Below are 26,983 nucleotides of genomic sequence, written 5' to 3'. Positions count from 1 at the left end.
AGTTGTCCGCACGAAGAGGAAATCGTGTCAAAATACAAAACAACCTATTTGACAGTCACACTGGTAGCTGCCTTGGCAGTCACTGCACTGGTTTTAACTCCCCACTGGGGCGACCGAGAACAACAGACACCGAAAAAGCAGCACGAAAATCACAAAAAGCTCGCGAAAGATCTACCCGCGCTACGTGGCCGCGGCGGACTCGTCAGGGCGGGACCCATCGACTCGGGATCGGCGAGCACGAATCCCGATCAGCTTGGCACATTACGTGGAACGTACACGGCGGCACGCGTCCTGGCTGCCGCAGGAGCTCTTGACGCGACTCCGAAATGGATTCGCCAATCGGTCAAAAAGGCCACACATAGAGACGACCTACCTGAATCGGACAAAATCACCGTCGCCCTGGTGTGCGAGCGACTCGTCATGGACTGTGGCGACACCGTCGAACGTGGGCAGAGGATTGCGAAAAAATTTCCGGTTCCGTCGACGCTGACTCGACAGAACATGGGAAAGTGGACGGATGCGATGGTCACTCGCTTCGAGTTCGGTTTCGAATGCCCCGAGACCACTGTCCAACTGCCGAACAAGGACGCGAGCGAACTATCTGAGCCCTGGCTGCACGCGTTGGAACTGCTCGGGCACGTCGGCTGCGAAAAGCAGTTGCGGAAACTGGTCGACCCGGAAAAATTGATGGCTCGCACAAGTCGATCCATGGAGTCGGGAAAACTGGTCGTCGCTTCCCGTAGTTGGTATACGGCCACTTTGGCGGGCGCCCAACCGAACCGAGAGGAATCGCGGCGAATACACAACGAGGTTCAAGAGTTCCGCGCCTCCGGAACCCCGGGCCTCTTCTCCTCTTCCCCGGAAGGGGCGGCCAACATCGACGCCACCTTGGCGGGATACACACTCCTCGGCCTGACTGCACCCTGAAAAGTAGGGCACCCCCATGACGAAGACCGGTATCGAAGCGCACGAGCTCACTTACAAGTACAGCGCCGATTTCGGCGTGCACAACATCGACCTGCACCTTCACAAAGGAATGATAACGGCGGTTCGCGGAGCTTCGGGAGCAGGGAAAAGCACCCTGCTCGCACTGCTCGGCCTCATCCTGCACCCCACGTCCGGCAAACTCGCCCTCGACGGAGACGAGACCCGTGACATGTCCCCGAACGAACGTGACTCGTTCCGGAGGGACAACATCGGAATCATCCTTCAGGACTTGGCGTTGCTCCCCTTCCTCAACGCGTGGGAGAACGTGTCCTCCGCTTTTGGTCCACGACTGGGGAAAAACCGCGAAAAAGCGCAGAACATGCTGAGCGAGGTCGGCCTCGGCGACCGCTGCGAGACACCGGCGGGCAACCTCTCGGGCGGTGAGCGCCAACGCGTGGCGGTCGCCCGAGCACAGGTCAAGGGCTCGTCCCTCGTACTCGCCGACGAGCCGACCGGCAGTCTGGACCCGGACAACGGCGAGGCGGTCATGCGTCTTCTCCGGCGCCTCGCGGACAACGACACCAGCGTCCTCATCGCCACCCACAGCGCGGAGGTGGCCTCCAGCTGTGACGCGGAAATACGTTTGGATCAAGGGAACATCGTCGCGAGTCCGCAACAGGACCTCTCCGAACAGGAGGAAAACTGAATGTGGCGGTGGGCATGGCTGACCTGGCGACGTTCGGACTCCTCGGTCCGGAGCACGCTGGGGTTGCTGGTGATATTGACGATCCTGGTCAGCGGACTGGCTAGTGTGACAGCGGGAGCTCGCTCAGCGGTCGAACGCGACGTCCTGCACTCGGGCGGACTGACTCAGATCGAGCTGTCCTCGATCGAGACCGGACGATCGGTCCGCAGCCTCGACACCGCAAGCCTCGACCAAGCGCGCGGAATCGAGCACGTGGCGGAAGTGGTGCCCGACTACGTCTCCTCCATCTACACCGGGACCCGGGATCCAGCGGCTCCGACCTTCGATCTGACCACGCACTCCTGGCGCCCCTCGACGCGTCCCTCCATCACCCGAGGAGAGGTACCGCAGCCGCTCCAACCCGGTCAGATCGTGCTCCCCGCACGCAGCGCGGGCGTCGATTTCACCCGATACGTGGGAAAGGAGTTCCCCGCCGCCTACACCCGGGCGACCGGAGAACGCTCGGGAACCCCGGAACACACCACCTTCACGGTGGTGGCCACCTACGATCCCGAATGGCAGCTGGACGGCCCGGACACCGCCTACGTCTCCCCGGAAGCGGCAGCCACCCTGGCAGCCGCCAAGGCGGGAATGCCTCCCGAGCGGTACAGGTCCACCACGGGAGCCACGTCGGCGGTGGTCTCGGTGACCGAACAGCAGTACGTGTCCACGGTGGCTCAGGAGCTGCAGCAGCTCGACTTCTCCGCAGCACCGGTCACCGATCGGGTGCGCAACCTGCCGGGCGTGCTCGGAGCCGCCGACCTCGGCTACCGGGTCGGCATCCTCGTCGTACTCGCCATCGCCGTGCTCACCGGCCTGTCCAACGCCCGTTCCAGCATCCGCAGCCGGCTGTCCGAACTCGCGGTGCTACGCATCCTCGGCAACTCGGTGAGCGGACTGCGCCGGATCCTGCTCGGCGAAGCGCTGCTGACCGGGCTGCTCGCCGGAGTGCTCGGCAGCGCGGTCGGTATCGGCGGTGCGCTGCTCCTGCGCGGACCTGTCGAAGGGCTTCTCGGCCTGGAGGTGCCCGTGACCAGCATGCTGCCGAATCCACTGTGGGGTACGGCCGCCGCGCTGACCCCCCTGCTCGGCCTGGCGATCGGAGCGCTCGTCGGAGGACGGGTCGCCCTCCGACGTGACCCCTACCTGCTGACCCGCCGACAAACCTGAGCAGCCCCGAACCGGGGGTGAGGGGCGGCTCCGGCGCCGAAGCCGCCCGTCACCCAGCGGATCCTCACTCCATCGGGCGGCCGGGGCTGGAAGCCTGCGCCCAGAAGCGCTGCGGAACCCGGCCCGCCTGCGAGGCCAGGCGCCCCGCGTCGACGCCCGAGCGCATCGCTGCGGCCATGCGCTCGGGCTCCCGGGCGCGGGTGATCGCCGTGGCCAGCAGGACGGCGTCGCAGCCGAGCTCCATGGCCAGGGCGGCGTCCGAGGCCGTGCCGATCCCGGCGTCGAGCACCACGGGCACCGAGGCGCGGGAGACGATCATCTCGATGTTGTGCGGGTTGCGGATTCCCAGCCCGGTACCGATCGGGGACCCCAGCGGCATCACCGCGGCGCAGCCGATCTCCTCCAGGCGCCAGGACAGCACCGGATCGTCGTTGGTGTAGGCCAGCACAACGAAGCCCTGGTCCACGAGCTGCTCGGCCGCGTCGAGCAGCTCGGTCGGGTCCGGTAGCAGGGTGTCCTCGTCGGCCACCACCTCCAGCTTGACCCAGTGCGTCCCCAGCGCCTCCCGCGCCATCTGAGCGGTGAGGACGGCTTCGGCGGCGGTGCGACAACCCGCCGTGTTCGGCAGCGCCTCGATGCCGAGCTTGTTCAGCAGTTCGAGCACACCGGTGCCGCCCTCGGTGTCGGAGCGGCGCATCGCCACCGTCGTCAACTCCGTGCCGGAGGCGATCAGCGCGCGTTCCAGCGCGGCGAGGTTCGTCGCACCGCCCGTCCCCGCGATCAGTCGTGAGCCGAACTCGCGTCCGGCGATCACCAGTGGGTCGTCCATCTCCTCAGCCTCCCTGTACGGCGGTCAGGATCTCCACGGTGGCCTCCGGTCGTAGCTGCGTTCGCGGCCAGGACGCGCGGGGAACCACCGCACCGTCCACGGCCACGGCCACGCCCCGAGCGGGGGTGCCGAACTCCTCCAGCACGTCGGCCAGCGTGGTGCTCTCCTCGATCCGACGCTGCTGCCCGTTGATCGTGATCGTCACTGCTGTTCTCCCAACCTCGCGGGGTCGGCGGCCTTCGCCTCGTCGGCGACCGCCGAACCGTGCACCAGACCGACCACGGTCTCGGCCGTGATCGGGGCGAGCAGGAAGCCGTTGCGGTGGTGCCCCGCCGCCACCAGGACCCCCGGCTCGACCCAGCCGATCAGCGGCAGGTTGTCCTCGGTGCTCGGCCGGAGACCGGCGCTGCTCTCCGTCAGCGCGTACTCCGCGATCCCGGGCACGAACCGTTCGGCATCGGCCAGCAGGGTGCGCACACCCCCCACCGTCACCTCGGTGTCGAACCCGACCTCGTACTGGGTGGCACCGACGACCAGACCGTTCTCGCGGGGCACCAGGTAGACCTGACGCCCGTGCACCGGGCCGCGGATGGTTCGGCGAGGTGGCGGCAGCGCCGTGCCACGAGCGCGCAGCCGCAGGATCTCCCCCTTGACGGGACGGATGGTCTCCCGCAGCCCGGAATGCAGTTCTCCCGCGTGCGAACCGGCCGCGATCACCACGAACTCGCAGCGCACCGTCGACTCGTCGAGCTCGACCCTCCCGGGGCCGACGGCGCGGGCGCGAGCGTCGACGAACTCGACGCCCGCCGCCACCGCCGCCGCACGCAGTGCTTCGAGCGTGACGCGGTTGTCGACGGAGAGGTCCTCCGGAACCTCGAGCCCCGCTCGTACGGCGGGGCCGAGCGAGGGTTCCGCCCTGCGCAGGGAACGGCCGGAGTGGCGGGACACCGAACGTCCCCGGGACGCGAGGTACTCGGCGAGGTTGTCGAGCTCCGCGCGGTCCGCACTGTCCACACCGACGACGAGCGTGCCCTCCCGGTTGAGTCCGGACGAGCGGCCCGACTCCCGGCTCAGCCTGGCGGCGAACTCGGGCCACCGCCCCAGCGACACCGCCCCGAGCTCCAGCAGGGACTCCTCACCGGGCCAGGCCTCGGCCACCGGCGCGAGCATCCCGCCCGCGACCCGGGAGGCACCGGAAGCCGGCTCCGGATCGATCATCGTGACGGGATGTCCCTCGGAGGCCAGTCGCCACGCCGTGGACATACCGATAACGCCGCCGCCAACGACGGCGACACGTTGCCTGCGTCGTTCGGACACTCACACGCTCCCTGCGCCGGTATCATCCGGATCAGGTTCGACGGTCGGGGCGTCAGCCCCCTCTCAGTCCGCTCTCGTACGGACTCCCGTGCTTCACCAACATCCAGACTACCGATCCGACCGCCCGTCGTCAGCTCCCACCCGTTCACGAGGCGGCTTCGACCCGCGGAAGCGCGATAGGCTGGGGGTATGCCTGGAATGGACGGCCACGGGATCCGCGCCCGACTCGACGAGGCACGGCTGTACCTGTGCACCGACTCCCGCAGTGAACGCGGGGATCTGGCCGAGTTCGCCGAGTCCGCGCTCGCGGGCGGGGTGGACATCATCCAGCTTCGCGACAAGAGCAGCACCGGCGCCGCGCCGGAAGCCCGTCACGAACTCGCCGCCCTGGAGGTGCTGGGGGAAGCGTGCGCCCGGTACGGGGCGTTGCTGGCGGTCAACGACCGTGCCGACATAGCGCTCACCGCCGACGCCGACATCCTGCACCTGGGGCAGGAGGATCTACCGGTGGAGCAGGCCCGGCGCATCGTGGGCGACCAGATGATCGTCGGCCGTTCCACGCACGACGTGGTGCAGGCGGACTCCGCGGCCACCGAGCCCGGAGTCGACTACTTCTGCACCGGGCCGGTGTGGTCCACGCCCACCAAGCCGGGGCGTGACGCGGCGGGGATCGAGCTCGTCCGCCACGCAGCCGAGCACCACGGGCACGGTCGGCCGTGGTTCGCCATCGGAGGGATCGATCACGAGAACCTGGACGAGGCGATGGCCGCCGGTGCCGAACGCGCCGTCGTCGTCCGGGCGATCACCGAAGCCGAGGACCCCCGCGCGGCCGCGGCCTCGCTGGCCGAGCGCCTGCGTGGGTGAACGCGGGCCGGAGCGGAACCGCTCGTGACATGACGAACCCCCGGACAGCGCCGGGGGTCGTCGGTCGGGGGACGGATCAACCGGTGACGAGGCTCAGGTTGTAGGCGTTGAGCACCTCGTTGACGGGCTGGAAGTAGGTGGTACCGCCCCGGGTGCAGTCACCCGAGCCACCCGAGGTCATGCCCTGGGCCTGGTTACCGGAGATGAACGAGCCGCCGGAGTCGCCGGGCTCCGCGCAGACGTCGGTGCGGGTCAGACCGCGCACGGTGCCCTGGGGGTAGCGCACGGTCTGGTTCTTGCCCTGGATGGTGCCGCAGTGCCACCCGGTGGTGGAACCGGACCGGCACACCGAGGCACCCTGGGCGGCCTCCTGCGAACCGGCCACGGTCACGTTGCCGTTGCCGTAGCCGTTGACCGTCGGGGTCGGGTTGGCCGAGCTGCTGACGTAGGAGTAGTCACTGCCCGGGAAGACCGAACCCTCGAACGTCCCGCTGGGCTGGCTGGTGCTGTCGCCCGTGTTGCCGCAGTGCCCGGCGCTGACGAAACCGCCCTGCACCGCGAAGCCGATGGAGCAACGCGCACCGCTGCCGATGTAGTAGGCGTTACCGCCGACGATGTCGGCGTAGGTACGGGGCGACTCGGTGGACTCGACGACGCGCACCGCGTCGGCGTCCGTGTTCGTGGATCGGACGAAGTCACCGGCCTTCGCGGCCGTGCCCTTGGCGGTGGTCACGACGACGGAGTTGCTCTTGCTGTCGACGTACCACCCGGTCACCTCGGACGGTGCGGACTTCATCCGCTGATCGAACCCGTCGGCGATGGCGTTGAGGTGCGCCACGCTGTCGTCGACCAGACGGGCCTCGGCTCCGGCTTCACGAACCTCGTCGAAGGAGGCCTTGTCCGTGACACCGACGACGAGCTTACCGAGCTCGGCGTTGTAGTGGGACCCTCCGAAAGTACCCGCGAGGGTCTTCCGGACGAGCTGGTCCGCTCGCTCGGCGGTGGTTTCCTGGTGCAACCGCTGCTGCGCCTGCTCCGGGCTCAACCCGAGGTCGCGCTGCATGGCCTCCAGCATGGTCGATGCCTTGGCTTCCGGGGACGCGGTTGCCGGCTGCTGCGTGGTGGCAACCGCCGGCATCGTCAGCGCGGCCACGGTTCCGGCCGCTGCCACCACGGTTCCCGTCATGCGGGCCGCGAGTCTGCGCTTCATGTGCTGTCTCCCTCGTAGAACGGATCTCCGTCCCCCCTGGCCAGGGAGTATGGCCTGGCTCACTCACGCAGGGCAGCCGCCTTTCGGCGTAGATAGCACGAAAATTTCACCCACATGAGTGGGTGGTGTTAATTACCGACGAGTGCTACCGCACGGTACGTACATAGAGTGTTCAATTCACGGCACAGCGACGCCCGGGGAGGACATTACTGCTTGATACCCAAACATCGACTACTGTCCGCTTCCACTGTTCGTGCTGGGAACCACACGTTCTTCTTGCTTGCCGTGACGCTGTGTGTCCGTTCGCTGCTGGCCCTGTTGCTGACTCGGCGTGCTCTCGGGCTGCTCCACCGGAGCGGACTCCGAGATCGGAGCCCGTGTCCGTGTGGGCGTGGGCTGTTCGGTAGCGCGCTCGCGGGTGGGCCGCTCGGAGGTGGATCGCTCCCGACTCGGCTCCACCGCGGGCCCCGTCGTCGGGGACGACCGCCGGGAAGGTTCCGGGGTATCGGCGGTACGGCTCCCCTCCGGCGCCGGGACGGGGGGTTGGTCCTGCCGCGGCCCCGGCCGAACCAGTTTTCCCACCGTCGTGCCGTGCTCGCCTCCGGAGAGCGTGCGTCCGGTGACTCCCTCGAAACCGGTCACGACCAGCATGCACAGCACGAACGCCAGCCCGCTGGTCACCGCGATCACGGTCCAGCGGAAGCGGCGCCGGGACGGCGTGGGGTGCTCGGACACCGTGGTGGACGCCGCGGCGGACTCCGCTCGCCCGGGCAACTCGATCCTGCGGGTACGCTGCGCGTCCCGATCGTCGGCGACCCGCTCACCCCCGGGCCAGTACAGCTCCTGGCCGCCGTAGTGGCTCGTGTCGATGCGGCGGGTCCGTTCCTCCGCTCCGGCGACCGAGCGCGACCCCACCCGCCTCATCGTCGCCTTCGCCGCCGTCACGGCGGCCTTCTCCTTGGTGGTCTCCAACGAGCGCCGGTACACCTCGCCGCCGACGGTGATGACCACGCTGGTCAGGGCCGCCCCTCCCACGGTGCCCGCCATTCCGAGCTGACCGCCGAGGAACGCGGCCGTGACCGAGGCCAGCGCCGTCCCCGCCACCTGGGTCGTCGAAACGTCGATCTTCTTGGACTTGGTGTCCTTGTTCTCGTCGGATGCTTCCCGGCTGTGGTGCTGCGTCATACGACTCCCCGCCTCGCGGCACTTCCCCACAGCCCCAACGCCCGAGCGCGCTCGTTTTCTCCCGCCGAGCGCCCTGGCGTGAATACTCCCACTGGGTGTAACACCCGGGTCACCGGCGCGAAGACCGGATGGAGCAGGATGCGGTCCCATGCGCTTGGTCGGCCTTACCGAGATCACAGCGGCCCGCACGGTGATCACCACCGCGTCCGCCGGGACGGTGCGTACTCCGCTGTTGCCCCTGCCCGAATCCGATCCCGTACGTCCGCTGCTGCTCAAACCGGAAAATCTGCAACCGACGGGGGCCTTCAAGATCCGGGGAGCGCTCAACGCGGCGGCGGCCGTACCGGAACGGTCACGCGCGGCCGGGCTGGTGGCCTACTCCAGCGGTAACCACGCACGCGCGGTGGCCCACGCGGCGCGGGCGCTGGGAATGCCCGCCACGGTGGTCGTCCCGCACACCGCCCCCGCGGCCAAGGTCTCGGCCGCGCGGGAGCTGGGAGCCGAGATCGTGCCGGTGGAGGTGGCCGAACGCGAACAGCGGGCACGCGACATCGCCGAGGAACGCGGGGCGACGCTGGTGCCGCCGTTCGACGACCCGACCGTCATCGCCGGTCAGGGAACCGTGGGACTGGAGATCGCGGAGGATGCGCGGCCGGACGCGGTGCTCGTCCCGGTCAGCGGCGGCGGCCTGATCTCCGGCGTCGGTGTCGCGGTCAAGGCGCTGCACCCGCACGCCAGGGTGATCGGCGTCGAACCCGAGCTCGCCGCCGACGCACGAGAAAGCCTGCACGCGGGGCACCGTCGCCACTGGTCGGTCGGGTCCCGCACGAGCACCGCGGCGGACGGTTTGACGGCCGAGCCGTCCGAACTGACCTTCGCCCACCTCCGGGAGGTCGTCGACGACATCGTGACCGTCTCGGAGAACGAGATCGCCGAGACGGTGGGTCACCTCGCCCGCACGTACCGGCTGGTGGTCGAGCGCAGCGGTGCCGTCGCAGCGGCGGCGCACCGCTACCACCCGGAGCTGCTGCCGCCCGGAACGACCGTCGCGGTCGTCTCCGGCGGCAACATCGACCACCGGGACCTGGTCACTCTGCTGGCGGATTGAGACGGGCGACGAACTTGTAGCGGTCGCCCCGGTAGATCGAGCGGACCCACTCGACGGGACTGCCCCCGGCGTCGAACGAGTGCCGCGACAGCAACAGCATCGGCAGCCCCACGTCGGCGCCGAGCAGCTCGGCCTCCTCCGGGCTGGCCAGCGCGGTCTCGATGGTCTCGTCGGCGTTGGCGAAGTCGACGCCGAAGTGTTCCCGCAGCACCTGGTACAGCGAGCCCCCCGCCTCCAGCTGGGCTGTCAGTCCCTGGAAACGAGCCAGCGGCAGGTGGGTGGTCTCGATGGCCATCGGCTCGCCGTCGGCCAGGCGCAGCCTGCGGAGCCGTAGCACGCTCGACCCCCCGCGAGTGCCCAGCAGCGTCGCGAGCTCCTGATCGGCGGCCTGCTCGGTGACCTCCAGCAGCCGTGAAGTGGGCTGGCGGCCCTGCGCGCGCATGTCCTCGGTGTAACTGCTCAGTTGCAGCCGCTGGGCGACCTTGGGCTTGGCCGCGAACGTGCCCTTGCCCTGGACCCGTAGCAGTCGGCCCTCCACGGTCAGCTCGGCCAGTGCCTGCCGCACCGTGGTGCGCGAAACGTCGAACTCGGCTGCCAGCGACCGTTCGGTCGGGATGGACGAGCCCGGCGGCAGTGACCGCAGCATGTCCAGCAGATGCTGCTTGAGCCCCCAGTACTTGGGTTCGCGTTGGGTCCGTGCCGGTGTGTCCACCTCACCGGGCACCGACGTTTCGAGCATCGTTCCTCCTACCGCCGAACTTGCGCGCCTGTGCCTTTCAGGATGCCCTAAAACCGGTGGGGGCATCGCCCACCCACTGGGATTGGTGCGACCGCCGCGGTCGACGTCCTCCGTTCGGGGGTGCTGGTGATGCTGCCGAAGGCCTCCGGAGTACCGGATTTCGTCACGGAGGGATCGTACTGCGCCCTCCGGAGCGAACCACGCCGAGCGACACGGTAATATTGGTCTAGACCGGGCTTTGCACGCAGTGAAGGGGTAGCACCATGACCGAGGCCTCCGATCGGAACTCCGCCGACCCCGGTCGGCACATGAGGGGCGAGGTCGAGGAGCAGCCGAGCGTGTTCGAGGGCCTGCTCGCGGAACGTCCGGGAATCGCCGAGATCGCCGGGATCATCGCGCAGCGCAGGCCGCGCTTCGCATTGCTGGCCGCGCGGGGCTCCAGCGATCACGCCGCGCTGTACGCGAAGTACCTCGTCGAGGTGCTGCTGGAACTGCCCGTGGGACTGGTCTCGCCCTCGACGACGACGCTCTACGGCGCCAGTCCGGACCTCACCGACGTCCTGCTGCTGTCGATCAGCCAGAGCGGTGGTTCCCCCGACCTGGTCGAAGTCACCGAAACCGGGCGCAGCAACGGCGCGACGACCGTGGCGGTGACCAACAATCCGGACTCCGCGCTGAACGCCACCGCCGAGCTGTCGGTGGACATCCGCGCCGGGACGGAGCGGGCGGTAGCCGCCACCAAGAGCTACGGCGCGACGCTGCTCGCGCTGTACCTGCTGATCGACGCCGTCCGCGGCGGCCGGGGCGAACACGCCCGGGGACTGCCCGAACTCGCCCGGACGACGCTGGACACCAGCGCGGACGCGGTGTCCGAGGCCGCCCGCCGGTACCGGTTCGCCGACCGGATGGTCACCACCGGCCGCGGTTACTCCTCGGCCACCGCCGCCGAAGCCGCGCTCAAGCTCGCCGAGACGAGCTACCTCTCCGCCCGCTCCTACAGTGGCGCGGACCTGCTGCACGGCCCGATCGCGGCCGTGGACACCGAGACGGCGGTACTGGCACTGTGCGGATCCGGAAGGGGCGGCGAAGCCATGCGGGAGGTCCTGAGCACCGTGCACGAACGTGGTGCCGACATCTGCGCGATCGGGTCGGCGACCACCCGGGTCGACGCCTCCCACCGCATCGCGGTGCCGGACTGCGCCGAGGAGGTCGCCCCACTGCTGGAGGTACTGCCAGTCCAACGACTGGCGCTCGAACTCGCCCTGGCACGCGGCGGTGACCCGGACAGTCCGCGCGGGCTGAACAAGGTCACCCGCACCAGGTGAGGCACGCCGACGAAGAACGCCGGCAAAGACCCGCCTCACCGAGGGGGCGGGGTGAGACGGGCACCCACAGATTACGCCGAACAGACGAGACGGCAACTGTAGGGCGCACGTCCGGTTGCGATCAGCGGACGAACCAGGAGGCTCGCCACCATGCCCCACCACGACCCCGCGCTCGTCCTCGGTCTCGACGTCGGCGGCACGTCGAGCCGGGCGCTGGTCGCCGACGTGTCGGGGCGGGAGCTCGGGGCGGGCACCGCCGGTGGTGGCAATCCCAACTCGCACCGGCCGGAGCGAGCCGCCGAGCAGGTCGCCTCGGCCGCCCGAGCCGCGCTGTCGGGCATCGATCCGGGACGCGTGCGCGGTGGTGTCCTCGGCATGGCGGGTGTCAGCGCGATGACGAACCCGGCCGTGGCCGAGCCGTTCACCCGGATCTGGGACGAGCTGGGGCTCGCGGGCACGGTCCGGGTGGCCAGTGACTGCGAGGTCTCCTTCGCCGCCGGGACCGATTCGCCCGAGGGCACCGTGCTCATCGCCGGAACCGGGTCCATCGCCGCGCGGATCCGCGATCACCGACTCGTCGCCACCAGTGGCGGCTACGGCTGGCTGCTCGGCGACGAGGGCTCGGCGTTCTGGCTCGGGCGCGAAGCGGTGCGAGCGACGCTGGAGTCCCTCGACCGGGAGGAGCACCCGCGCGACCCGCTGGTCTCCGCCGTGCTCGACAGGACGCTGGGGGACGAAACCGGCCACGCCGACGACCTGAGCAAGCGGCTGATCGCGACGGTCAACAACGTCGCACCGATCCGGCTGGCCGAACTCGCTCCGCTGGTCACGGATTCCGCCGGTGCCGGGGACGTCCTCGCCCACGACATCGTGGCCCGCGCGGCGACCCTGCTGGCCGACACGGCACAGGCCGTCCGGGACGCCGGTGACACCACGCCGATCGTCCTCGCGGGCAGCCTCACGGGGGCGGACAATCCACTCGGTGCCGCGCTGCGGACCGAACTGGCCGGCAGGAACAGCGGCGAACTCGGCACGGCCGGTCCCGGCGCCGAGGGCGCGGTCCGGCTGGCCGCGCTCGACCTCGACGCGCCCTCGAACCCCTAGCTCCGCGGTTTCCCGGTTTCGCGCGAAACCGGGTACCTACCAAAGCGGACGAGGTGGTTACGGCGCCTCCGACATCCGGCGCATCCGGCAGCCGCCGGGCGGCGCCTCCGGGGCGGGCCGCTCGTCGTCCACCACGCCCGCACCGAAGGCGGCTTCGACCAACCATCGCGGGTATCTCGCGGGCACCCTTCTCCGAGGCCCCTCGGTGAACGCGAAGAACGCGGCGGCGCACTCTCCGCAGTAGTCGTGGTAGCCACCGACGAACCGCTTCGGCGGCGCGGACGCGAGTTCGAGGCTCTCCCCGCACAAGCCACGAATCCGACCCGCACCCGCGTACCTGACGAGGTGCCTCCCCGTCGCGTGCACCCGATGGGAATCCCGCCCGACGACAAAACGAACGCTCCTGAACATACACGGACCGTGACGCTCGATACCGCCGAACCAAAGCTATCGAACGCATATTCGTGCGCAGGGAACATGCATTTCATCCATAAACCCCCAGGCGTGTGCCGTTGATCACATACACTTGCCCCGTTCGAAACACTGCGGGGTGAATTCAATGGCAGGTTGTCAACGCTGCGGATGCAGAATCGCCAGCGACCATGCCGACAAGCTGTGCACGCCGTGCGGCCGCCAAAGACGGAGCACCACGCGAGGGTTTCCGTCACCTCCTCCCGGGTTCTGGGACCGCGAGGACGTGCGCGCCGCTATCGAGGCACAGCACTTCGGCCGTGTGATCCGCGCCTACCGGTTCGCGTTCACACCACCGATCAACCAGTCCGACATGGCCGACCGGCTGGGTGTGGGCCAAAGCCAGATCAGCCGCATCGAGCGCGGGAAACCGCCGGGCGACCTGCGAAAGCTCCAACGATGGGCGGTGACGCTCAGGGCACCGGAATCGCTGCTCTGGTTCCGCGTTCCCCCCGAGGGGCCCGTCACGACCGCGCCCATCACACCGCACCACGACCAGGGAGATGACGACGTGCATCGCCGGGATGCCCTGAAACTGGCCGGCGCCACCGTCCTGGGCGCCACGCCGTGGCAACGGATCACGGAAACGGCCGAGCGCGGACACCGCCCCGACCAGCTGGTTCTTCGTCTCGCGCAGGACCGCACCACCGAGTTCTTCCACGAGGAGGAGACGGCTCCCTCCCGGACGATCCTGACGTCGCTGGTCGAGCACGGCAGGACGCTGCACCGGTTCATCGAGGCGAGCCCGGACGAGCGGAGTCGGCGATACCTGCTCTCGACGGCCGGGGAGACCGAAGCGCTGGCGGGCTGGTGCGCCTTCGACCTGTCGCGCCCCCGCGAGGCGGTGGCCCGGTACCGGCGGGCACTGACGATGGCCACCCAAGCCGGGGACGGGCCGCTGACCGCCTGCACGCTCAACTACTGGTCGTACCTGCTCGCCTCCCAGGACAGGTCCGACGAAGCCGTGAAGGTGCTCGCCGAAGCGAGCACGTACGTGCGGGGTTCCGCCGCCACAACGCAGGCCTGGATATCCGGCAGGCAGGCGGAGGAAGCGGCGAGCATCGGCGACCACGACACGGCGGAACGGGCGCTGGAGCGGGCGTTCACCGCCTACGACTACGCCCGCCCGCACAGTGAGCGATCGTGGACGAGTTTCTTCAGCACGAGCAGGCTGGGAAGCCTCGCGGTCTCGTCGTACGGACGCATGGGGCATCGCAAGACCGACGCACTCGCCGGCTCACTGCTTTCCTCCCTGGGCCCCACGGAGAACAAGGTCCGTGCGCTGGTGATTTCGGATCTCGCCTTGTCGGCCGCGATCCGCGCGGATCTCGATCGTGCCGACGAGCTGGCGGCCGAAGCACTTCCGCTCGCCACCCGTACCGAGGCCAGTCTCGCTCAGGACCGGCTGTGGGAGCTGACGGAAACACTGCCGCGGGGCGACGGCCCGGGCACGGCCGAAGCACTGCGGCAGCACGTCACATCGGGGTTGCTCACCGCGGCTCAGGCCTGAGTCTCCTCGTCCACCCACGACAAGTAGGCCTCGTTGCCTACCGTGATCGGCGTAGCGATGATCTCGGGGACGTCGTAGGTGTGGTTGTTCTTGATGCACCTCATCAGCGCGTCGAGGCTGCCGGCAGCGGTCTTGACCTGGAGCTGCCACTCGGGATCGTCCTGGACGGCCTGCTCCCAGCGGTAGAAGCTGCGCACGGGCACGACCTGAACGCACGCTCCGGCGCGGGCATCGACGATGCTGCGGGCGAGGTCGGCCGCGGCCTCCTCCGAGTCGGTCGTCGTCACGACCTGCATATACTCAGCCATGGAGCCAGGGTAACGGGCAAATGTAAGCATCAAAACGCATGAATCGCCACGATTTCCCGTCCGGTTCAGGTGGCGTTCTCCGCGACGCGGGGGCGACGGACACCGGGGTGATCGGCGGGCAGGCTTCGCCGCAGCACCCACCAGCTCGACACGACGCAGACGGCCACCAGCGGCCAGGTCAGCACCACCTGGGCGATGCCGAGAGCGACCACGGCGTCGACCGCCCACAGCGGGATGAACACGAGCAGTCGCGTGACGTACTGGCCGACCCACACCCAGCTGGCGCGGTTGTAAGCACTCCGCAACGCGGGATCGCGCCGCCACCGCGCGCGCTGGCCGAGCAACGTGCCCACGACCAGGCCCAGAAACGGCCACCGCAGCGCGATGCTGGTCATCCAGACCAGCGCGCTGGCGGCGTTGCTCACCACCCGGACGAGGTAGAAGTCGGCCGCGTCACCGGTGCGCAACGCGATGACCGCACCGAGCATGACCCCGAGCAGGCTGATCAGCACGGCACGCGGGCGCGCCCCCTTGTGCAGTCGCACCGCACCGATGGCGATCCCCGCCGCCACGGCCGCCGCACCGCCGACGACGATCGACTCGCCGGCGAGCAGCCAGGCCAGTCCGAACACGACCGGCGGCACACTGGCGTCGACAGCACTGGCCCGACCTCCGAGCAAGTGCATCAACGAGTCCCGGTCGGTGTCCGCGGCCGTCTTCGCCTCGGTGGAGTGCTGCTTCACTTTTTCAGCCTGCCTCACCCACGCGTGACGACGCACCCATCGGTGTTCGGCCCAACACCCCTTCACCCCGCACGGGCTTGTTCCAGCAACGAGCCGATCCGCTCGGCCATGCCGTGGCGGTCCACCGGAGCGCAGGTCAGGACGTGCTGCCCGGAGGCCTGCTCGGCGGAGAGCGCGTAGCGCCCCCGGTCGGTGTCGAACCAGGCCGGACCGGACAACCGCACCCGCCGCCTGCGCTCGGTGTTGGCGACGACGTAGTGGCCGAGACGGTATTTCGGCAGCGAAGTGATCGCCTCCACTGCCCGCGTCCCCTCGGCGTCGGTTCCCGGGGCCCCCGCCACCGAGGCCGGCTCACCCGCTCCCGGGGGCGCCTCCGGCAGCAGGTCGGCGCAGACTCCCGGGAGATCGTCCGGGGACATGAAGTCCATCCGCAGACCACGCCCGGTCAGCACGGCGACGACGCCGACCTCGCCGGTGGCCACCACTCGAGCGGCCAACCGGTAACCCGCGCGCACGTCGAGCAACCCCGCCGCCGCGATCGAGACCTCGGAACTGGACAGCAGGTACAGGGCGTCCTCGACCTCCGGCTCCGGTCTTCCCGAACCGGCGAGGCCCGCCGCGTCCAGCTCCTCGTGGACCTGCCGCACCACCTGCTCGCGGTGCTCGGGGAAGCCCCCCACCCGGGGGAACTCGAACGGGTACTGCCGCACGCCGAGATTCAGTTGTTCGCCCAGTACGTCCACCGCGGGGATGGACAACGTGATCGTGTCGACCATCAGTAGTCCCTCAGTAATCTCGGTAACTCGGGGGAGCCTCACCGATGACCGGCGGGGCGACCAATCTGCTCGATCCGTAGTCGTCGTCGTAGAGGTCGTCGGCATCGACGAGGAACTGGGGTGCGGCCTCCTCCTCCGCCCACCGATCACCGCGAGCGGCACGGAAGTCGGCGGCGTTGTCGGCGCCGGCCTCGGGCTCCTCGGCGTCGTGACGCGCCCCGCTCGCGACCTTGTTCTGGTAGGAGGATCCGCCCCCTCCCGTCCACGCCCCCGAACCCAGCGGCCCGAACCCGCCGTCGGGACGCGGTACGTACTTGGGTGGCTGGGGCGCCGCCGGCTCGGGTGCCTGCGACGCGGGCTGCGGCGGTTGGGGAGGTGGGGGCGGTCCGGCGGGCGGTGCTCCCTCCGGTGGCCCGGCAGCGGGGCGCGAGACCCCGGCCGGTGGGGAAGGTGGTTCCTGCTCCTGCGCGGGGAGCCCCGGATGGGGAGGCTGCGCCGGAGGCGGGCCCGGAGGAGGCTGCGCAGGCGGTGGCCCCGACTGCTGCGCCGGCGGGGGTACTGGCTGCTGCCCCGCTGGTGGTCGCGGCACTCCCCGAGGCGGCGAGGCCCCGGGAGCGGCCGGGGGAGGCGACTGGGCGGGCGGCGGAGGAAAGGGCCGTTCCGGCTGGGGCTGTGGCTCGGTGCGCTGCGACTCGGGGCCGTCACCGTGACGAGGCGGGGATGGCGGGGCATCTCCCGCAGGAGGGCCTGATCGTGGCGGTCCCGCGGGTGGTCGCGGCACTCCCCGAGGCGGCGATGTCTCGGACGTGGGCGGAGGTGGCTGGGCGGGCGACGGCGCGGCTTCCGCATGCGGTGCCTCGGAAGTGCCCGGCGAGGACAACGAACCGCTCAGGGAGCCCGAGTGCCCGGCCGGGCGCTGAACGGATCCCGGTGACGGCGCGGCGGGTTCGGGCCACACCGGTGGGGCGCTGTCGGCATCCCCGCCCAGTTCCCCGGACAGCGCCGAGACCGGCCTGAACCCCGAGCGGGTCGCCGAGTCGGGACGATCCGCCGCCGCCTGCGGTCTGCTCGCCTGTTCCCGCAGGCGCTGCTCGTGCTCGAACCTGTCACCGAGCCGGTCGACGCGGTCCCAGAAGGCGTGGGGATCGTGCACGCTCGCCAGCGCGGCGAACTCCGAACGCAGATCGAACCGTGGCGGCCCGGCAGGTGCCGCGGACGGTTCGTGGCCGGGTGGCGTGGGAGCGCGTTGATGTGGTCCCACTGGCGCTGCCGGATCCTGCGGTGACATCACTGCTCCCCCAGATCCTGACTCCTATCGGCGGACACATCCGGTCCGACGCAAGCGAACATGCCGTCGTTCCCCACTCACGCGGTCGTGGCAGCACCGTCGACCGGCACGGCCACGGACGTCGATGCCGACATCCCCCTCGTTGCTTCCCTTACCGCCGACGGACATTAGCAGTTGTCGCGCACGCCTCACGCCGTTTCTCCGGAGTCCGTCGATCTCGTACCACCGCTGTCGGGGAAAACCGCTGATCAGCCTCAGTTCGCCACGCCGGAAGGAGCGGTGGGAGCGACCGAGGATAAACGAAACTGTCCCGTGCCGTATGTCACTTACGCCGTACCGACGGTGGCGTAGGTCGTCCCGCGCGGTTCAATGTGGTTATCGACCACCTCAGCCCCTGCGCACGGTCCTGTCACCGCGCGGGGACCACGAGGGGACAGCCCGCCCGTGGAAGGAGTGTCGATGAGCAACGACCAGAGCGAGCGTCCACGGCGACCGGAAACACCCAGACACCACTGGGACAGTTACGTCGCTCTGGGCGACAGCTTCACTGAAGGCCTGGACGACCCTTACGCCGACGGAAGTTACCGCGGGTGGGCCGATCGCCTCGCCGAGAACCTGTCCGTGGGCAACCCGCGTCTGCATTACGCCAACCTCGCCGTACGCGGCAAACTACTCGATCAGATCGTCGAGCATCAGGTTCCGGCGGCGATCGCGCTGCGCCCGTCCCTGGTTTCCCTGGCCGCGGGAGGCAACGACATCCTGCGGCCCGGTGGGGATCCCGACCTGCTCGCCGAGCGCTTCGACGCCGCCGTGACCGAGCTGCGCGCCGCCGGTGCCGACGTGCTCATCGGCACCGGTTTCGACACCCGGCGAAAGCCGGTCATGCGGCACGTGCGGGGCAGGGTCGGTACCTACAACGCCCATCTGCGCGCCATCGCCGACCGACACGACTGCCGGGTCGCCGACCTCTGGTCGATGCCGGTGCTGCGGGATCCGCGCGCCTGGGGCGAGGACCGACTGCACCTGTCGCCGGAAGGACACCGCGCGGTCGCGCTGCGTGCCGGAGAGGCGCTCGGCCTGGAGACCGACGACGACTGGCGCCGCCCCTGGCCACCGCTTCCCGTCCGGTCCTGGCGCACGCAGCGGTCCGAGGACCTGCGTTGGGTACGCGAGCACCTCGGGCCGTGGATCGGCCGTCGCCTGCGTGGGCACTCCTCCGGCGACGGCCGTGGCCCCAAGCGCCCCCACCCGGCCCCGCTGTCCTCGACCCGGTAAGGCCCGCGTTTTCGATGAGGACGTGCTGGTGAGTCCCTTCGGGGGTCGCCGACTCGGCCGGAGCCCTCGGTCACCGGGTGAGTGCCGGGCGGGGTTCCGGTGCTCGACGTGGATCACGAGCGGGTGGGAGCGCGGCAACGTACGTCGAATCCTGCGGCGGTTCGCCGCAGGATCGGTTCACCGTCCTGGACGACGCCCAGGGCGCTCATGGTCTCGCTCGGCCGGGATGCGACAACGGCGGTGGCGTGGTGACCAGGCCCCGAACCTCGCATCAGGGCCAGCCCGGCGGTCCTCGGCCCGGGCGACGGCGCCCCGGCCTTCGTCGAGCTTCGCCAGGCAGCCGGCCGAGACCGTCGAGAACGTCCTGCGATCCGGACACGGGGCATCCGTACCTCAGGGGTACGACAACACCCGGTGAAACGTCGCCCCCGAAAAGACGGAGTGCGGGCCTCCGGCACGGAGACCCGCACTCACCCCCACATCCCATCCGGGAGCGCGCTCCCGGATGCCTGACCCCCACAACCGGCCGTTCCGGCGCCTGCCTCTCCCCTTGCAAGCACCGCAACGGTCAGGCAATCCCCCCGTGGATTCCCCGGAGTCATCCACGTGCGGATCGGTCACGCCGAGCCGGTGGAACCAACCCGCACGATCACCAAGGTTCCAGACACCACTAATCGCCAGCTAAACGATGACTAAACGCTACCGCGATTCGGGGCGTTTAGCCTGTTCACGAGCCCCGCAATCGACGACATGCCCGCACAACCCCACTCAGCCGACACCTCGTTGGGACTCGTCCAGCCGAGCTCGCACCTCCAACGCGCGCGGTGAACCTCCGCTCTCGAAGATCGACAGCGCTGTCTCCCACCTGACCCGCGCCACCGGAAAGTCCCGCCGGGCACGGGCGACGTCGCCGAGACCGAGGTGGGCCGCGGCTTGGCGCATGGCCGAACCGCAGCGCAGGGCGACGCCCAGCGCCTCGTCGTGGTAGCGCTCCGCGTCGGAGGACCGCCCCAGTTCGACACTGACCTCACCGCAGTTGTTCAGCACCATCGCCAGGGTCTCCAGGTCGTCGGCCTCCCGGTACATCACCACGGCCTCCCGCAGATGCTCCAGCGCGGCCTCGCGATGACCGTTGACCTGCTCCACCTGGGCGAGGTTGTTCAACGCCCCCGCCTCCCGGTAACGGTCCCCCAGCCTCCGGTACGTGCGCAACGCGTCCTGACAGTGGCGCTGCGCCTCGTCGTAACGTCCCAGCCGGAACAGCACACTGCCCATGTTGACCTGGGCCATGGCCAACCAGCCCGGCTCCCCGGTGGCCACGGCGCCCTCGTGGGACTCCGCGTAGTACTCCAGTGCGGCGTCGGCGTTGCCGAACCGGGAGTGCACGACCCCCAGCCCCGCCGACATGAGCACCTTGCCGGGAGGGTCGTCGACCCTGCGGGCCGAGTCGAGCCCCTTGGTGTAGATCGTGATCCAGTCCTCCCAGGGACAACGAACCATGAGGTAGTTGAACTGCAACCGCGTCAACCGCCAGGCCGACTCGTGCCACTGCTCGGCATTGGCGGTGACGATGGCGGCGACCAGGTTCGGCCACTCGACGTCGAACCACTCCAGCGCACCGGAGCGCCCGGTGATCCTGGGCCGGACCACCGTCTCGTCGGCGGAGAAGTCCAGGTCGTCACGGGTGGGCCGCAGAAAGCGCCTGGCGTGGTCGGCCACGACGAGGTAGTGGTGCAGCAGCCGCCCCAGCGCCGCCCCGGACTCCTGCTCGGCGCCGGGATCGCCGGTGGCGAGCAGATCGCGGGCGTAGAGCCGCAGCAGGTCGTGCATCCCGAACCGATCCGGTTCGTACTCGGTCACCAGGTGTGCCAGTGCCAGCACCCGCAACCTGCGCCGGGACGTCACCGGATCGGTGCCGCACAACGCCGCCACGGCGTGCACGGTGAACGTGTGCCCCGGCACCAGCCCCAGCAGGCGGAACGTGGTGGCGTGGGTGGGGTGCAGGGTGCGGTAGGAGATGTCGAACGCCCGCCGCACGCTGGCGTCGGGGTCGTCTATGTCCAGCGCGCGCAACCGGTCGCGCTCGTCGGCGAGCTCGTCCACGAGGTCGCACACACCACGTCCCGGGTTGGTCGCCAACCGCGCCGCGGCGATGCGCAGGGCCAGCGGCAGCCCTCCGCAGAGTTCGGCGAGTTCGCGCGCCGCGGCCGGTTCGGCCTCCGAACGCCCCGGAACCCCCGCCCGGTCCAGCAGCTCGACGGCAGCCTCGGTGGGCAGGGTCTCCAGCGGCAGGATGCGTGCACCGCTGCGCACGACCAGCCCGTCCATCCTGCGGCGACTGGTCACCAGCACCAGCGACCCGGCGCTTCCCGGCAACAGCGGTTTGACCTGTTCGGCGTCCCGGGCGTCGTCCAGCAGGATCAGGAAACGCCGTTCGGCCAGCAACGAGCGGTACAGCGCGGCGCGCTCGTCGAGATCCACCGGAATGCCGTCGGCGGCCACCCCCAGGGTCTTGAGGAAACCGGTCAGCGCCTCACCGGGAGACAGCGGGGCACGCTCGGAGTCGAACCCGCGCAGCGAGGCGTGGAGCTGCCCGTCCGGGAAGAGGTGCGTGACGCGGTGCGACCAGGTGATCGCCAGTGCGCTCTTGCCGACACCTGCGGTCCCGGTCAGCATGGCGAGCAGGTTCGCCTGACCCTGCTCGTGCTCGGCCAGTATCCGGTCCAGCGCGGCCAGCTCCCGTTGCCTGCCGACGAAACCGGCCACCGCGGGCGGCAGTTCCGCGGGCGCGGGTCCGGTGTCCCGTTCCTTCCCGGAACGCCGCGGGGGTCGCTGCAGGGACTCGTCGTCACGCAGCATCCGCTCGTACAACGTGCGCAGCTCCGGTCCGGGATCGATGCCGAGCTCGTCGGCCAGTCGCCCGCGCAGGGCGTGGTACCAGGACTGCGCCTCGGCGCGGCGGCCCGACCGGTAGTTGGCCAGCATCAGCTGTCCGGTCAGCCGCTCGCGCAACGGGTACCGCTCGACCAGCGTCGAGAGCTCGACCACCAACCGCTTGTCGTCGCCGAGGTCGAGATCGGCGGAGATGCGCTCCTCCAGCGCGAGCAGCCGCAGCTCGTCGAGGTTGGGTACGACCATCCTGTGCAGTCGGTCCGAGGAGATGTCGGACAGCACCGGGCCCCGCCAGAGGGTCAGCGCCTCGGCCAGCACCCGGGACCGTTCGGCCGGTTCGAGGCCCTGGGCGTGGTTGACCAGCGCTCGTGCGCGGTGCGCATCGACGCGGTCGCTGTCGACGCGCAGCAGGTAGCCGGGCGAGCTGGTCACGATCTGCGGCCGATCCTCGGCGGCGTCGGTCGAACCCACCGAGAACAGCTTGCGCAACCGCGAGACGTAGCCGTGGACGATCGTGCGTGCCGTGGCCGGCGGAGCGGGGCCCCACAACGTCTCGATGAGCCGATCGATCGAAACCACCTGGTTCGGTTCCAGCAGCAGGCAGGCCAGCGCGCTGCGCAGGCCAGAGTTTCCCAGCGGCTGGGAAACGCCGTCGTAGAGCACGTCCAGCGGGCCGAGCACGCGGAACTCGAATCCCGTGCTCGGCGCCCTGGTCGAGCTGTCCTGCGCTGGCATACTCCCCCGAATCGTGAGACCCCAAAAACTGACAGATATTCACATCTTGTCCGACCAGGCCGCCGTCGACAAACCTGGTCAGCGCCGCCGCGAGCTCGAGCCCCACGCTAACCAGCCACACCCCCCTCCGAGTGGGACACGTCATCAGGATTCACCCCAACGGAGGTAACCGTTCGACGTCGCCGAGAGAGGTGAATCACCTACCGCGAACGGGTGCGACGCCGCCGGCGATCGGAGTTCCGCACCCGTGGCCAGTAGAGTCGGGACGCGTGTCAGCCAGCCCGAGCCGGACCGCAGTGGAAGGAGTCAACGTGACCGCTTCGCCCACGGTGGTCGATCGCGCCGTGGGGTGCCTGCTCGGCGGAGCCATCGGCGACTCGCTCGGTGCCCCCGTGGAATTCCTGCAACGCGCCGAGATCCGAAGCACCTACGGCGAGGACGGCATCACCGCTCCACCACCACAGGCGCTGCTGGGTGACGCCACTCAGATGGCGCTGTTCACCGGCGAGGGATACCTGCACGCCTGGGCCACCGGGCACAGCGGCGGACGATGGCGTCCCGTGGAGTCCACGGCCTCCGCCTACCGGCGCTGGCTGGTCACCCAGCAGGAGAGCAGACCACCGCACGGGGCCACCGGTCTGCTCGCCGAGCCGGAGCTCTACGCCAACCGCTCCCCCGGGCTGACGAGCCTGCGCGCGTTGCAGGAGGAGGAACTGGGGACCCCCGAACACCCGCGCAACAGCTCGCAGGGGTGCGGCGGGGTCGACCGCAGCGCACCGGTGGGGTTCGCCCCCGGCATGGAGATGACCTACGCCCTGGGGTGCCAGCTCGGTGCGCTCACCCACGGCGGCACCGGAGGGTGGGCCTCGGCGGGGGCGATGGCCCTGATCGTGCACCTGGTCGCCGTCCGGGACCGACGGCTGCCCGCCGCAGTCGACCAGGCCGCGGGCAGGGTGCTGCGCGAGGACCACCAGACCGCCACGGCACTGGCGGAGGCCGCGACCCTGGCCCGGCTCGGCGCCAGCGTCGGCCACGTCGAACGGCTCGGACAGGGCTGGATCGGGCCGGAGGCGCTGGCCATCGCCGTGTACTGCGCGCTGGCGCTGCCCAAGTTCGACCAGTTCGCCGACGCCGTGCGGCTGGCCGCCAACCACTCCGGGCACAGCGACTCCACCGCCGCGCTGACCGGGGCGCTCCTCGGCGCCCGCCACGGCACGGCCGCGCTGCCCCGCCCCTGGCTCGGCTGCCTGGAGTTGGCCGACGTCATCGAGCGCATCGGCCACGACCTCGGTGCCTCCTGCGTCGGCGAGCCCTTCAACGAACGCCGGTACCTCGGTCTCCCCGGAGGTTGAAGTAACAACCACACACCGCTCGTTCGCTGGCCGCCCTGTGGATGACCCGTGCCGCTGTGGACGGTCGCGCGCGTGTGGGGGTTGGTCGGTTTCGCGCGAAACCGACCAACCCCCACACCGAGGGATGGCACGGGGCAACGAGCCGGTCACCCCGGAACGCTCACCGCGTCAGCGGTCATCACCCCACCGAGTCATCGCGTCACCGGGGTGAAGTCGTGGGAGGCGATGAACTCGGGACGCCGTTCCTGCGCCGCGAAGGGATCGACCAGGGCGTTCTCGACGCTGTTGAACACCACGAAGATGTTCGACCGGGGGAACGGCGTGATGTTGTTGCCGGAACCGTGGAGGCAGTTCGAGTCGAACCACAGCGCCGAGCCCGCGGCCCCGGTGAACTGCTCGATGCCGTGCTCGTAGACCAGCCGGGTGATGTCCTCCCGCGTCGGCACGCCGACCTCCTGCTGGCGCAGCGAGGACTTGTAGTTGTCGCGCGGCGTCTCACCGGCACAGGCCACGAAGGTCCGGTGCGCGCCCGGCACGATCATCAACCCGCCGTTGAACGGGTGGTTGTCGGTCAGCGCGATCGAGATGCTCACCGCCCTGGGAGACGGCATCCCGTCCTCGGCGTGCCAGGTCTCGAAGTCGGAGTGCCAGTAGAAACCGCCGCCCTTGAACCCGGGCATGTAGTTGATCCGGCTCTGGTGCACGTAGACCTCCGAGCCCAGGATCTGACGCGCCCGGTCGAGCACCCGGGGATCGCGGATCAGCTCGGCGATCACACTGCTGGTCCGGTGCACCTCGAAGATCGAACGGACCTCGTCGGAATCCGGCTCCACGATCGTGCGCTCGTCGGAGCGCACCCGCGGATCCCGCGTCAGGCGATCCAGCTCCTGCCAGTAACTCTGCACCTCGGCCGGGGACAACAGCCCCTCGGCGATGTGAAAACCCCTGGTCTCGTGCGCGACCAGGTCCTCCGTGCTCGCGGGCCCGAGCTCCGTACCGGGCCACACGGTCGGATCCCGGCGCTCCAGCAGGGCGGACTCGGCCCCCCGCGTCGGATAGCGATCCTGGGTACTCACGTCGGCGACGGTCATCGGTGCGCCTCCTTCTCGAATTCCCGCCGGAGCGGCCGGTGCCCGCGGCACCACCGCCATTTCTCGGTTCCTCGTCCGAAAGCGTTGCCCGAAGGCAAAGACCTCTGTGTCCGCTGTGCGTCGCGGCGGGCAACCGGACAGCCGTGCTACGGTCCGTTGCTTCCGATTACCCGCCGCCGAGAACTGTTATGCAGGAGTCGAAGCCCCGCCTCAGTCCTCCTCGGTCACCAACGGGTACACCCCGTCCTCGTCGTGCACCTCGCGCCCGGTCACGGGCGGGTTGAACACGCACACGGTGCGCATGTCGGTCTTGGGCCGGACCTGGTGCTTGTCGTGGTTGTTGAGCAGGTACAACGACCCCGGCCTGAGCTGGTGGGTCTCACCGGTGCCGTGGTCGGTGATCTCCCCCTCGCCGTCGTAGACGAAGACCGCCTCCACGTGGTTGGCGTACCAGAACTCGTTGACCGTGCCCGCGTAGAGCGTGGTCTCGTGCACCGAGAAACCGACCTTCTCCTTGGCCAGGATGATGCGCTTGCTGCGCCAGTTCTCGGTCTTGATGTCGGAGTCGGTGTCGGTGATCTCGTCGAGAGTACGAACGAGCAAAGTTCCTCCTTGAAGACTGCGTCAACGCGTCGACGACCGGGCGGCCCGCGGGGAACCGCCCGGTCACCCGAGATGGGTCAGGCCGTGACAGCTTGCACCGAGTCCGTGATGATCCCAAGACCCTGTTCGAGCTCTTCGTCGGTCACGGTCAGTGGCGGCATGATCTTGACGACCTCGCTGTTCGGTCCGGCCGTCTCCAGGATCATCCCGCGGTCGAAGGCCGCCTTGGACACCTTGCCCGCCAGGTCCGGGTCCTCGAAACCCAGCCCCCTGGCCAGGCCGCGACCCTTGGCCACGGTGCCCTCGTGGGTGTTCACCAGCTCGTCGAGCACCTGGCCGACGCGCTCGCCCTTGGCGACGGTGGAGCGCTGCAGGGCGTCGTCGCTCCAGTACTGGCGCAGCGCCTCGGTAGCCGTCACGAACGCCGGGTTGTTGCCCCGGAAGGTGCCGTTGTGCTCACCGGGCTCCCAGACGTCGTGCTCGGACTTGATGAGCGTGGTCGCCAGCGGGCTGCCGTAGCCGCCGATCGACTTGGACAGGCAGACGATGTCGGGGGTGATCCCGGCTTCCTCGAAGCTGAAGAACGGCCCCGTCCGGCCGCAGCCCATCTGCACGTCGTCGACGATGAGCAGCATGTCGTGACGCTTGCACAGATCGGACAGCCCGCGCAGCCACTCGGGGCGCGAGGAGTTGATGCCGCCCTCGCCCTGGAGGGTCTCCACGATCACGGCCGCGGGAGCGTTGAGCCCACTGCCGCTGTCGGCCAGCAGCCGGTCGAAGTACAGGAAGTCCGGGTACTGGCCCTCGAAGTAGTTGTCGTAGGGCATCGGTGTGGCGTGCACCAGCGGAATGCCGGCACCACCGCGCTTCATCGAGTTCCCGGTCACCGACAGCGACCCCAGCGTCATGCCGTGGAAGGCGTTGGTGAAACTGATAATCGACTCGCGACCGGTGATCTTGCGGGCGAGCTTGAGCGCCGCCTCCACCGAGTTCGTCCCGGTCGGGCCGGAGAACTGGAGCTTGTAGTCCAGCCCGCGCGGTTTCAGCAGTTTCTCGTCGACGGTCTCCAGGAACTCGCGCTTGGCCGCGGTGGCCTGGTCGAGACCGTGATGAATACCGTCCCGCTCGATGTACTCGAGCAGTTTTCGCTTCAGCAGCGGATTGTTGTGCCCGTAGTTCAACGCCCCGGCACCGGCGAAGAAGTCCAGGTAGGGCGTCCCGTCCTCGCCGTAGATCCAACTACCCACCGCACGGTCGAACGTCGTCGGCCAGGTGCGGCTATAGCTGCGAGCTTCGGATTCCAGAGTTGCGAAGATGTCGTTCATGATCCTCCGTCCGGCCTGGCGACCGGCGCTGTCATCGCGCGGTCACCGGCTGCGTACGTCTGTTTTCCACCGCGAAGGGACACAGCACTCA

Annotated in this window: 25 protein-coding genes and 1 riboswitch; of the genes, 10 read left to right on the top strand and 15 right to left on the bottom strand. The window is 69.5% G+C overall.

Annotated elements, in window-relative coordinates:
* Positions 1-24 precede the first annotated feature (24 nt).
* From FHX42_RS19560 to FHX42_RS19550, 3 genes are read left to right on the top strand one after another with little or no spacing between them, the layout of a single operon-like run.
* Positions 25-927, top strand: a complete 903-nt coding sequence (locus FHX42_RS19560; RefSeq protein ID WP_182545886.1) for a hypothetical protein — start codon at positions 25-27, stop codon at positions 925-927.
* Positions 928-943: 16 nt separating this feature from the next.
* The gene (locus tag FHX42_RS19555) at positions 944-1,633 is read left to right on the top strand and encodes an ABC transporter ATP-binding protein (RefSeq protein WP_182545885.1); all 690 of its coding nucleotides are present in this window, start codon (positions 944-946) and stop codon (positions 1,631-1,633) included.
* Entirely contained in the window at positions 1,634-2,842 is a 1,209-nt protein-coding gene (locus tag FHX42_RS19550; RefSeq protein ID WP_182545884.1) for an ABC transporter permease, read from the top strand. It begins immediately after the preceding gene.
* A gap of 64 nt (positions 2,843-2,906) precedes the next feature.
* Here the strand turns inward: FHX42_RS19550 and thiG are convergent, their stop codons facing one another.
* The 3 genes from thiG to thiO form a co-directional block, all read right to left on the bottom strand.
* Positions 2,907-3,671 (bottom strand): thiazole synthase, encoded by a 765-nt coding sequence (gene thiG / locus FHX42_RS19545; protein WP_182545883.1) that lies wholly within the window; start codon positions 3,669-3,671, stop codon positions 2,907-2,909.
* 4 nt (positions 3,672-3,675) lie between these two features.
* Complete coding sequence (thiS, locus tag FHX42_RS19540) at positions 3,676-3,876, bottom strand: sulfur carrier protein ThiS (RefSeq protein WP_182545882.1); 201 nt, start codon at positions 3,874-3,876, stop codon at positions 3,676-3,678.
* Positions 3,873-4,988, bottom strand: coding sequence for a glycine oxidase ThiO (thiO, locus tag FHX42_RS19535; protein ID WP_182545881.1), 1,116 nt, complete (start codon positions 4,986-4,988; stop codon positions 3,873-3,875). Before thiO ends, thiS begins: the two co-directional genes overlap by 4 nt.
* Positions 4,980-5,088: riboswitch (TPP riboswitch) on the bottom strand. Its footprint overlaps the gene before it by 9 nt.
* Before the next feature lie 89 nt (positions 5,089-5,177).
* Between thiO and thiE the strand changes: the two genes are divergently transcribed.
* Positions 5,178-5,852, top strand: a complete 675-nt coding sequence (thiE, locus tag FHX42_RS19530) for a thiamine phosphate synthase (RefSeq protein WP_182545880.1) — start codon at positions 5,178-5,180, stop codon at positions 5,850-5,852.
* Between the two features lie 76 nt (positions 5,853-5,928).
* Here thiE and FHX42_RS19525 read toward each other — a convergent pair whose 3' ends face one another.
* Positions 5,929-7,062, bottom strand: coding sequence for an alpha-lytic protease prodomain-containing protein (locus tag FHX42_RS19525; protein WP_182545879.1), 1,134 nt, complete (start codon positions 7,060-7,062; stop codon positions 5,929-5,931).
* A gap of 231 nt (positions 7,063-7,293) precedes the next feature.
* Entirely contained in the window at positions 7,294-8,247 is a 954-nt protein-coding gene (locus FHX42_RS19520) for a hypothetical protein (RefSeq protein WP_182545878.1), read from the bottom strand.
* A gap of 148 nt (positions 8,248-8,395) precedes the next feature.
* Here FHX42_RS19520 and FHX42_RS19515 point away from each other — a divergent pair, with 148 nt between their 5' ends.
* A complete protein-coding gene (locus FHX42_RS19515; protein WP_182545877.1) occupies positions 8,396-9,355 on the top strand; it encodes a threonine/serine dehydratase in 960 nt (319 codons plus the stop codon).
* Here FHX42_RS19515 and FHX42_RS19510 read toward each other — a convergent pair.
* The gene (locus FHX42_RS19510) at positions 9,336-10,094 is read right to left on the bottom strand and encodes a GntR family transcriptional regulator (RefSeq protein WP_182545876.1); all 759 of its coding nucleotides are present in this window, start codon (positions 10,092-10,094) and stop codon (positions 9,336-9,338) included. The two genes, FHX42_RS19515 and FHX42_RS19510, sit on opposite strands and share 20 nt — an antisense overlap.
* Positions 10,095-10,357: 263 nt before the next feature.
* Between FHX42_RS19510 and FHX42_RS19505 the strand changes: the two genes are divergently transcribed.
* Together FHX42_RS19505 and FHX42_RS19500 are read left to right on the top strand one after the other, a co-directional pair.
* On the top strand, positions 10,358-11,419 hold the full coding sequence (locus FHX42_RS19505; RefSeq protein ID WP_182545875.1) for an SIS domain-containing protein: 1,062 nt from the start codon (positions 10,358-10,360) through the stop codon (positions 11,417-11,419).
* 150 nt (positions 11,420-11,569) lie between these two features.
* A complete protein-coding gene (locus FHX42_RS19500) occupies positions 11,570-12,523 on the top strand; it encodes an N-acetylglucosamine kinase (protein WP_182545874.1) in 954 nt (317 codons plus the stop codon).
* 57 nt (positions 12,524-12,580) lie between these two features.
* Here the strand turns inward: FHX42_RS19500 and FHX42_RS19495 are convergent, their stop codons facing one another.
* A complete protein-coding gene (locus FHX42_RS19495; protein ID WP_182545873.1) occupies positions 12,581-12,832 on the bottom strand; it encodes a hypothetical protein in 252 nt (83 codons plus the stop codon).
* A 388-nt stretch (positions 12,833-13,220) separates the two neighbouring features.
* Here FHX42_RS19495 and FHX42_RS19490 point away from each other — a divergent pair, with 388 nt between their 5' ends.
* Positions 13,221-14,504, top strand: a complete 1,284-nt coding sequence (locus FHX42_RS19490) for a helix-turn-helix domain-containing protein (RefSeq protein ID WP_182545872.1) — start codon at positions 13,221-13,223, stop codon at positions 14,502-14,504.
* On the opposite strand, the gene cutA is transcribed toward FHX42_RS19490, so the two are convergent.
* From cutA to FHX42_RS19470, 4 genes are all read right to left on the bottom strand, one after another.
* A complete protein-coding gene (gene cutA / locus FHX42_RS19485; RefSeq protein ID WP_182545871.1) occupies positions 14,495-14,812 on the bottom strand; it encodes a divalent-cation tolerance protein CutA in 318 nt (105 codons plus the stop codon). The genes FHX42_RS19490 and cutA overlap by 10 nt on opposite strands.
* A gap of 65 nt (positions 14,813-14,877) precedes the next feature.
* Positions 14,878-15,555 (bottom strand): DUF3159 domain-containing protein, encoded by a 678-nt coding sequence (locus FHX42_RS19480; protein WP_407926274.1) that lies wholly within the window; start codon positions 15,553-15,555, stop codon positions 14,878-14,880.
* 62 nt (positions 15,556-15,617) lie between these two features.
* The gene (locus FHX42_RS19475; protein WP_182545870.1) at positions 15,618-16,331 is read right to left on the bottom strand and encodes an ESX secretion-associated protein EspG; all 714 of its coding nucleotides are present in this window, start codon (positions 16,329-16,331) and stop codon (positions 15,618-15,620) included.
* Positions 16,332-16,341: 10 nt separating this feature from the next.
* The gene (locus FHX42_RS19470) at positions 16,342-17,619 is read right to left on the bottom strand and encodes a hypothetical protein (protein ID WP_182545869.1); all 1,278 of its coding nucleotides are present in this window, start codon (positions 17,617-17,619) and stop codon (positions 16,342-16,344) included.
* Between the two features lie 459 nt (positions 17,620-18,078).
* Here FHX42_RS19470 and FHX42_RS19465 point away from each other — a divergent pair, with 459 nt between their 5' ends.
* Positions 18,079-18,894 carry an SGNH/GDSL hydrolase family protein gene (locus FHX42_RS19465; RefSeq protein WP_182545868.1) on the top strand — a complete coding sequence of 272 codons (816 nt, stop codon included), beginning with the start codon at positions 18,079-18,081 and terminating at the stop codon, positions 18,892-18,894.
* A gap of 768 nt (positions 18,895-19,662) precedes the next feature.
* Here FHX42_RS19465 and FHX42_RS19460 read toward each other — a convergent pair.
* Positions 19,663-22,521, bottom strand: a complete 2,859-nt coding sequence (locus FHX42_RS19460) for an AfsR/SARP family transcriptional regulator (RefSeq protein ID WP_182545867.1) — start codon at positions 22,519-22,521, stop codon at positions 19,663-19,665.
* Positions 22,522-22,832: 311 nt separating this feature from the next.
* On the opposite strand from FHX42_RS19460, the gene FHX42_RS19455 reads away from it, so the two are divergent.
* Positions 22,833-23,873, top strand: a complete 1,041-nt coding sequence (locus FHX42_RS19455; RefSeq protein ID WP_328796425.1) for an ADP-ribosylglycohydrolase family protein — start codon at positions 22,833-22,835, stop codon at positions 23,871-23,873.
* Between the two features lie 191 nt (positions 23,874-24,064).
* Here FHX42_RS19455 and thpD read toward each other — a convergent pair whose 3' ends face one another.
* From thpD to ectB, 3 genes are all read right to left on the bottom strand, one after another.
* Positions 24,065-24,964, bottom strand: coding sequence for an ectoine hydroxylase (gene thpD, locus FHX42_RS19450; protein WP_182545866.1), 900 nt, complete (start codon positions 24,962-24,964; stop codon positions 24,065-24,067).
* 210 nt (positions 24,965-25,174) lie between these two features.
* On the bottom strand, positions 25,175-25,567 hold the full coding sequence (locus FHX42_RS19445; RefSeq protein ID WP_182545865.1) for an ectoine synthase: 393 nt from the start codon (positions 25,565-25,567) through the stop codon (positions 25,175-25,177).
* Positions 25,568-25,644: 77 nt separating this feature from the next.
* On the bottom strand, positions 25,645-26,892 hold the full coding sequence (ectB, locus tag FHX42_RS19440) for a diaminobutyrate--2-oxoglutarate transaminase (protein WP_182543164.1): 1,248 nt from the start codon (positions 26,890-26,892) through the stop codon (positions 25,645-25,647).
* Between the last annotated feature and the right edge of the window lie 91 nt (positions 26,893-26,983).

Origin of the sequence: Halosaccharopolyspora lacisalsi, assembly GCF_014137975.1 — a bacterium.
Taxonomy (GTDB): Bacteria; Actinomycetota; Actinomycetes; order Mycobacteriales; family Pseudonocardiaceae; genus Halosaccharopolyspora; species Halosaccharopolyspora lacisalsi.
This window is presented reverse-complemented; position numbering and strand designations above follow the sequence as displayed.

What these genes read in the sequence shown, in the direction of transcription:
- FHX42_RS19555 (WP_182545885.1), top strand. Translation starts at nt 944, where the DNA reads ATGACGAAGACCGGTATCGAAGCGCACGAGCTCACTTACAAGTACAGC.
- FHX42_RS19550 (WP_182545884.1), top strand. Translation starts at nt 1,634, where the DNA reads ATGTGGCGGTGGGCATGGCTGACCTGGCGACGTTCGGACTCCTCGGTC.
- thiG (WP_182545883.1), bottom strand. Translation starts at nt 3,671, where the DNA reads ATGGACGACCCACTGGTGATCGCCGGACGCGAGTTCGGCTCACGACTG.
- thiE (WP_182545880.1), top strand. Translation starts at nt 5,178, where the DNA reads ATGCCTGGAATGGACGGCCACGGGATCCGCGCCCGACTCGACGAGGCA.
- FHX42_RS19525 (WP_182545879.1), bottom strand. Translation starts at nt 7,062, where the DNA reads ATGAAGCGCAGACTCGCGGCCCGCATGACGGGAACCGTGGTGGCAGCG.
- FHX42_RS19520 (WP_182545878.1), bottom strand. Translation starts at nt 8,247, where the DNA reads ATGACGCAGCACCACAGCCGGGAAGCATCCGACGAGAACAAGGACACC.
- FHX42_RS19515 (WP_182545877.1), top strand. Translation starts at nt 8,396, where the DNA reads ATGCGCTTGGTCGGCCTTACCGAGATCACAGCGGCCCGCACGGTGATC.
- FHX42_RS19510 (WP_182545876.1), bottom strand. Translation starts at nt 10,094, where the DNA reads ATGCTCGAAACGTCGGTGCCCGGTGAGGTGGACACACCGGCACGGACC.
- FHX42_RS19505 (WP_182545875.1), top strand. Translation starts at nt 10,358, where the DNA reads ATGACCGAGGCCTCCGATCGGAACTCCGCCGACCCCGGTCGGCACATG.
- FHX42_RS19500 (WP_182545874.1), top strand. Translation starts at nt 11,570, where the DNA reads ATGCCCCACCACGACCCCGCGCTCGTCCTCGGTCTCGACGTCGGCGGC.
- cutA (WP_182545871.1), bottom strand. Translation starts at nt 14,812, where the DNA reads ATGGCTGAGTATATGCAGGTCGTGACGACGACCGACTCGGAGGAGGCC.
- FHX42_RS19475 (WP_182545870.1), bottom strand. Translation starts at nt 16,331, where the DNA reads ATGGTCGACACGATCACGTTGTCCATCCCCGCGGTGGACGTACTGGGC.
- FHX42_RS19470 (WP_182545869.1), bottom strand. Translation starts at nt 17,619, where the DNA reads ATGTCACCGCAGGATCCGGCAGCGCCAGTGGGACCACATCAACGCGCT.
- FHX42_RS19465 (WP_182545868.1), top strand. Translation starts at nt 18,079, where the DNA reads ATGAGCAACGACCAGAGCGAGCGTCCACGGCGACCGGAAACACCCAGA.
- FHX42_RS19460 (WP_182545867.1), bottom strand. Translation starts at nt 22,521, where the DNA reads ATGCCAGCGCAGGACAGCTCGACCAGGGCGCCGAGCACGGGATTCGAG.
- thpD (WP_182545866.1), bottom strand. Translation starts at nt 24,964, where the DNA reads ATGACCGTCGCCGACGTGAGTACCCAGGATCGCTATCCGACGCGGGGG.
- ectB (WP_182543164.1), bottom strand. Translation starts at nt 26,892, where the DNA reads ATGAACGACATCTTCGCAACTCTGGAATCCGAAGCTCGCAGCTATAGC.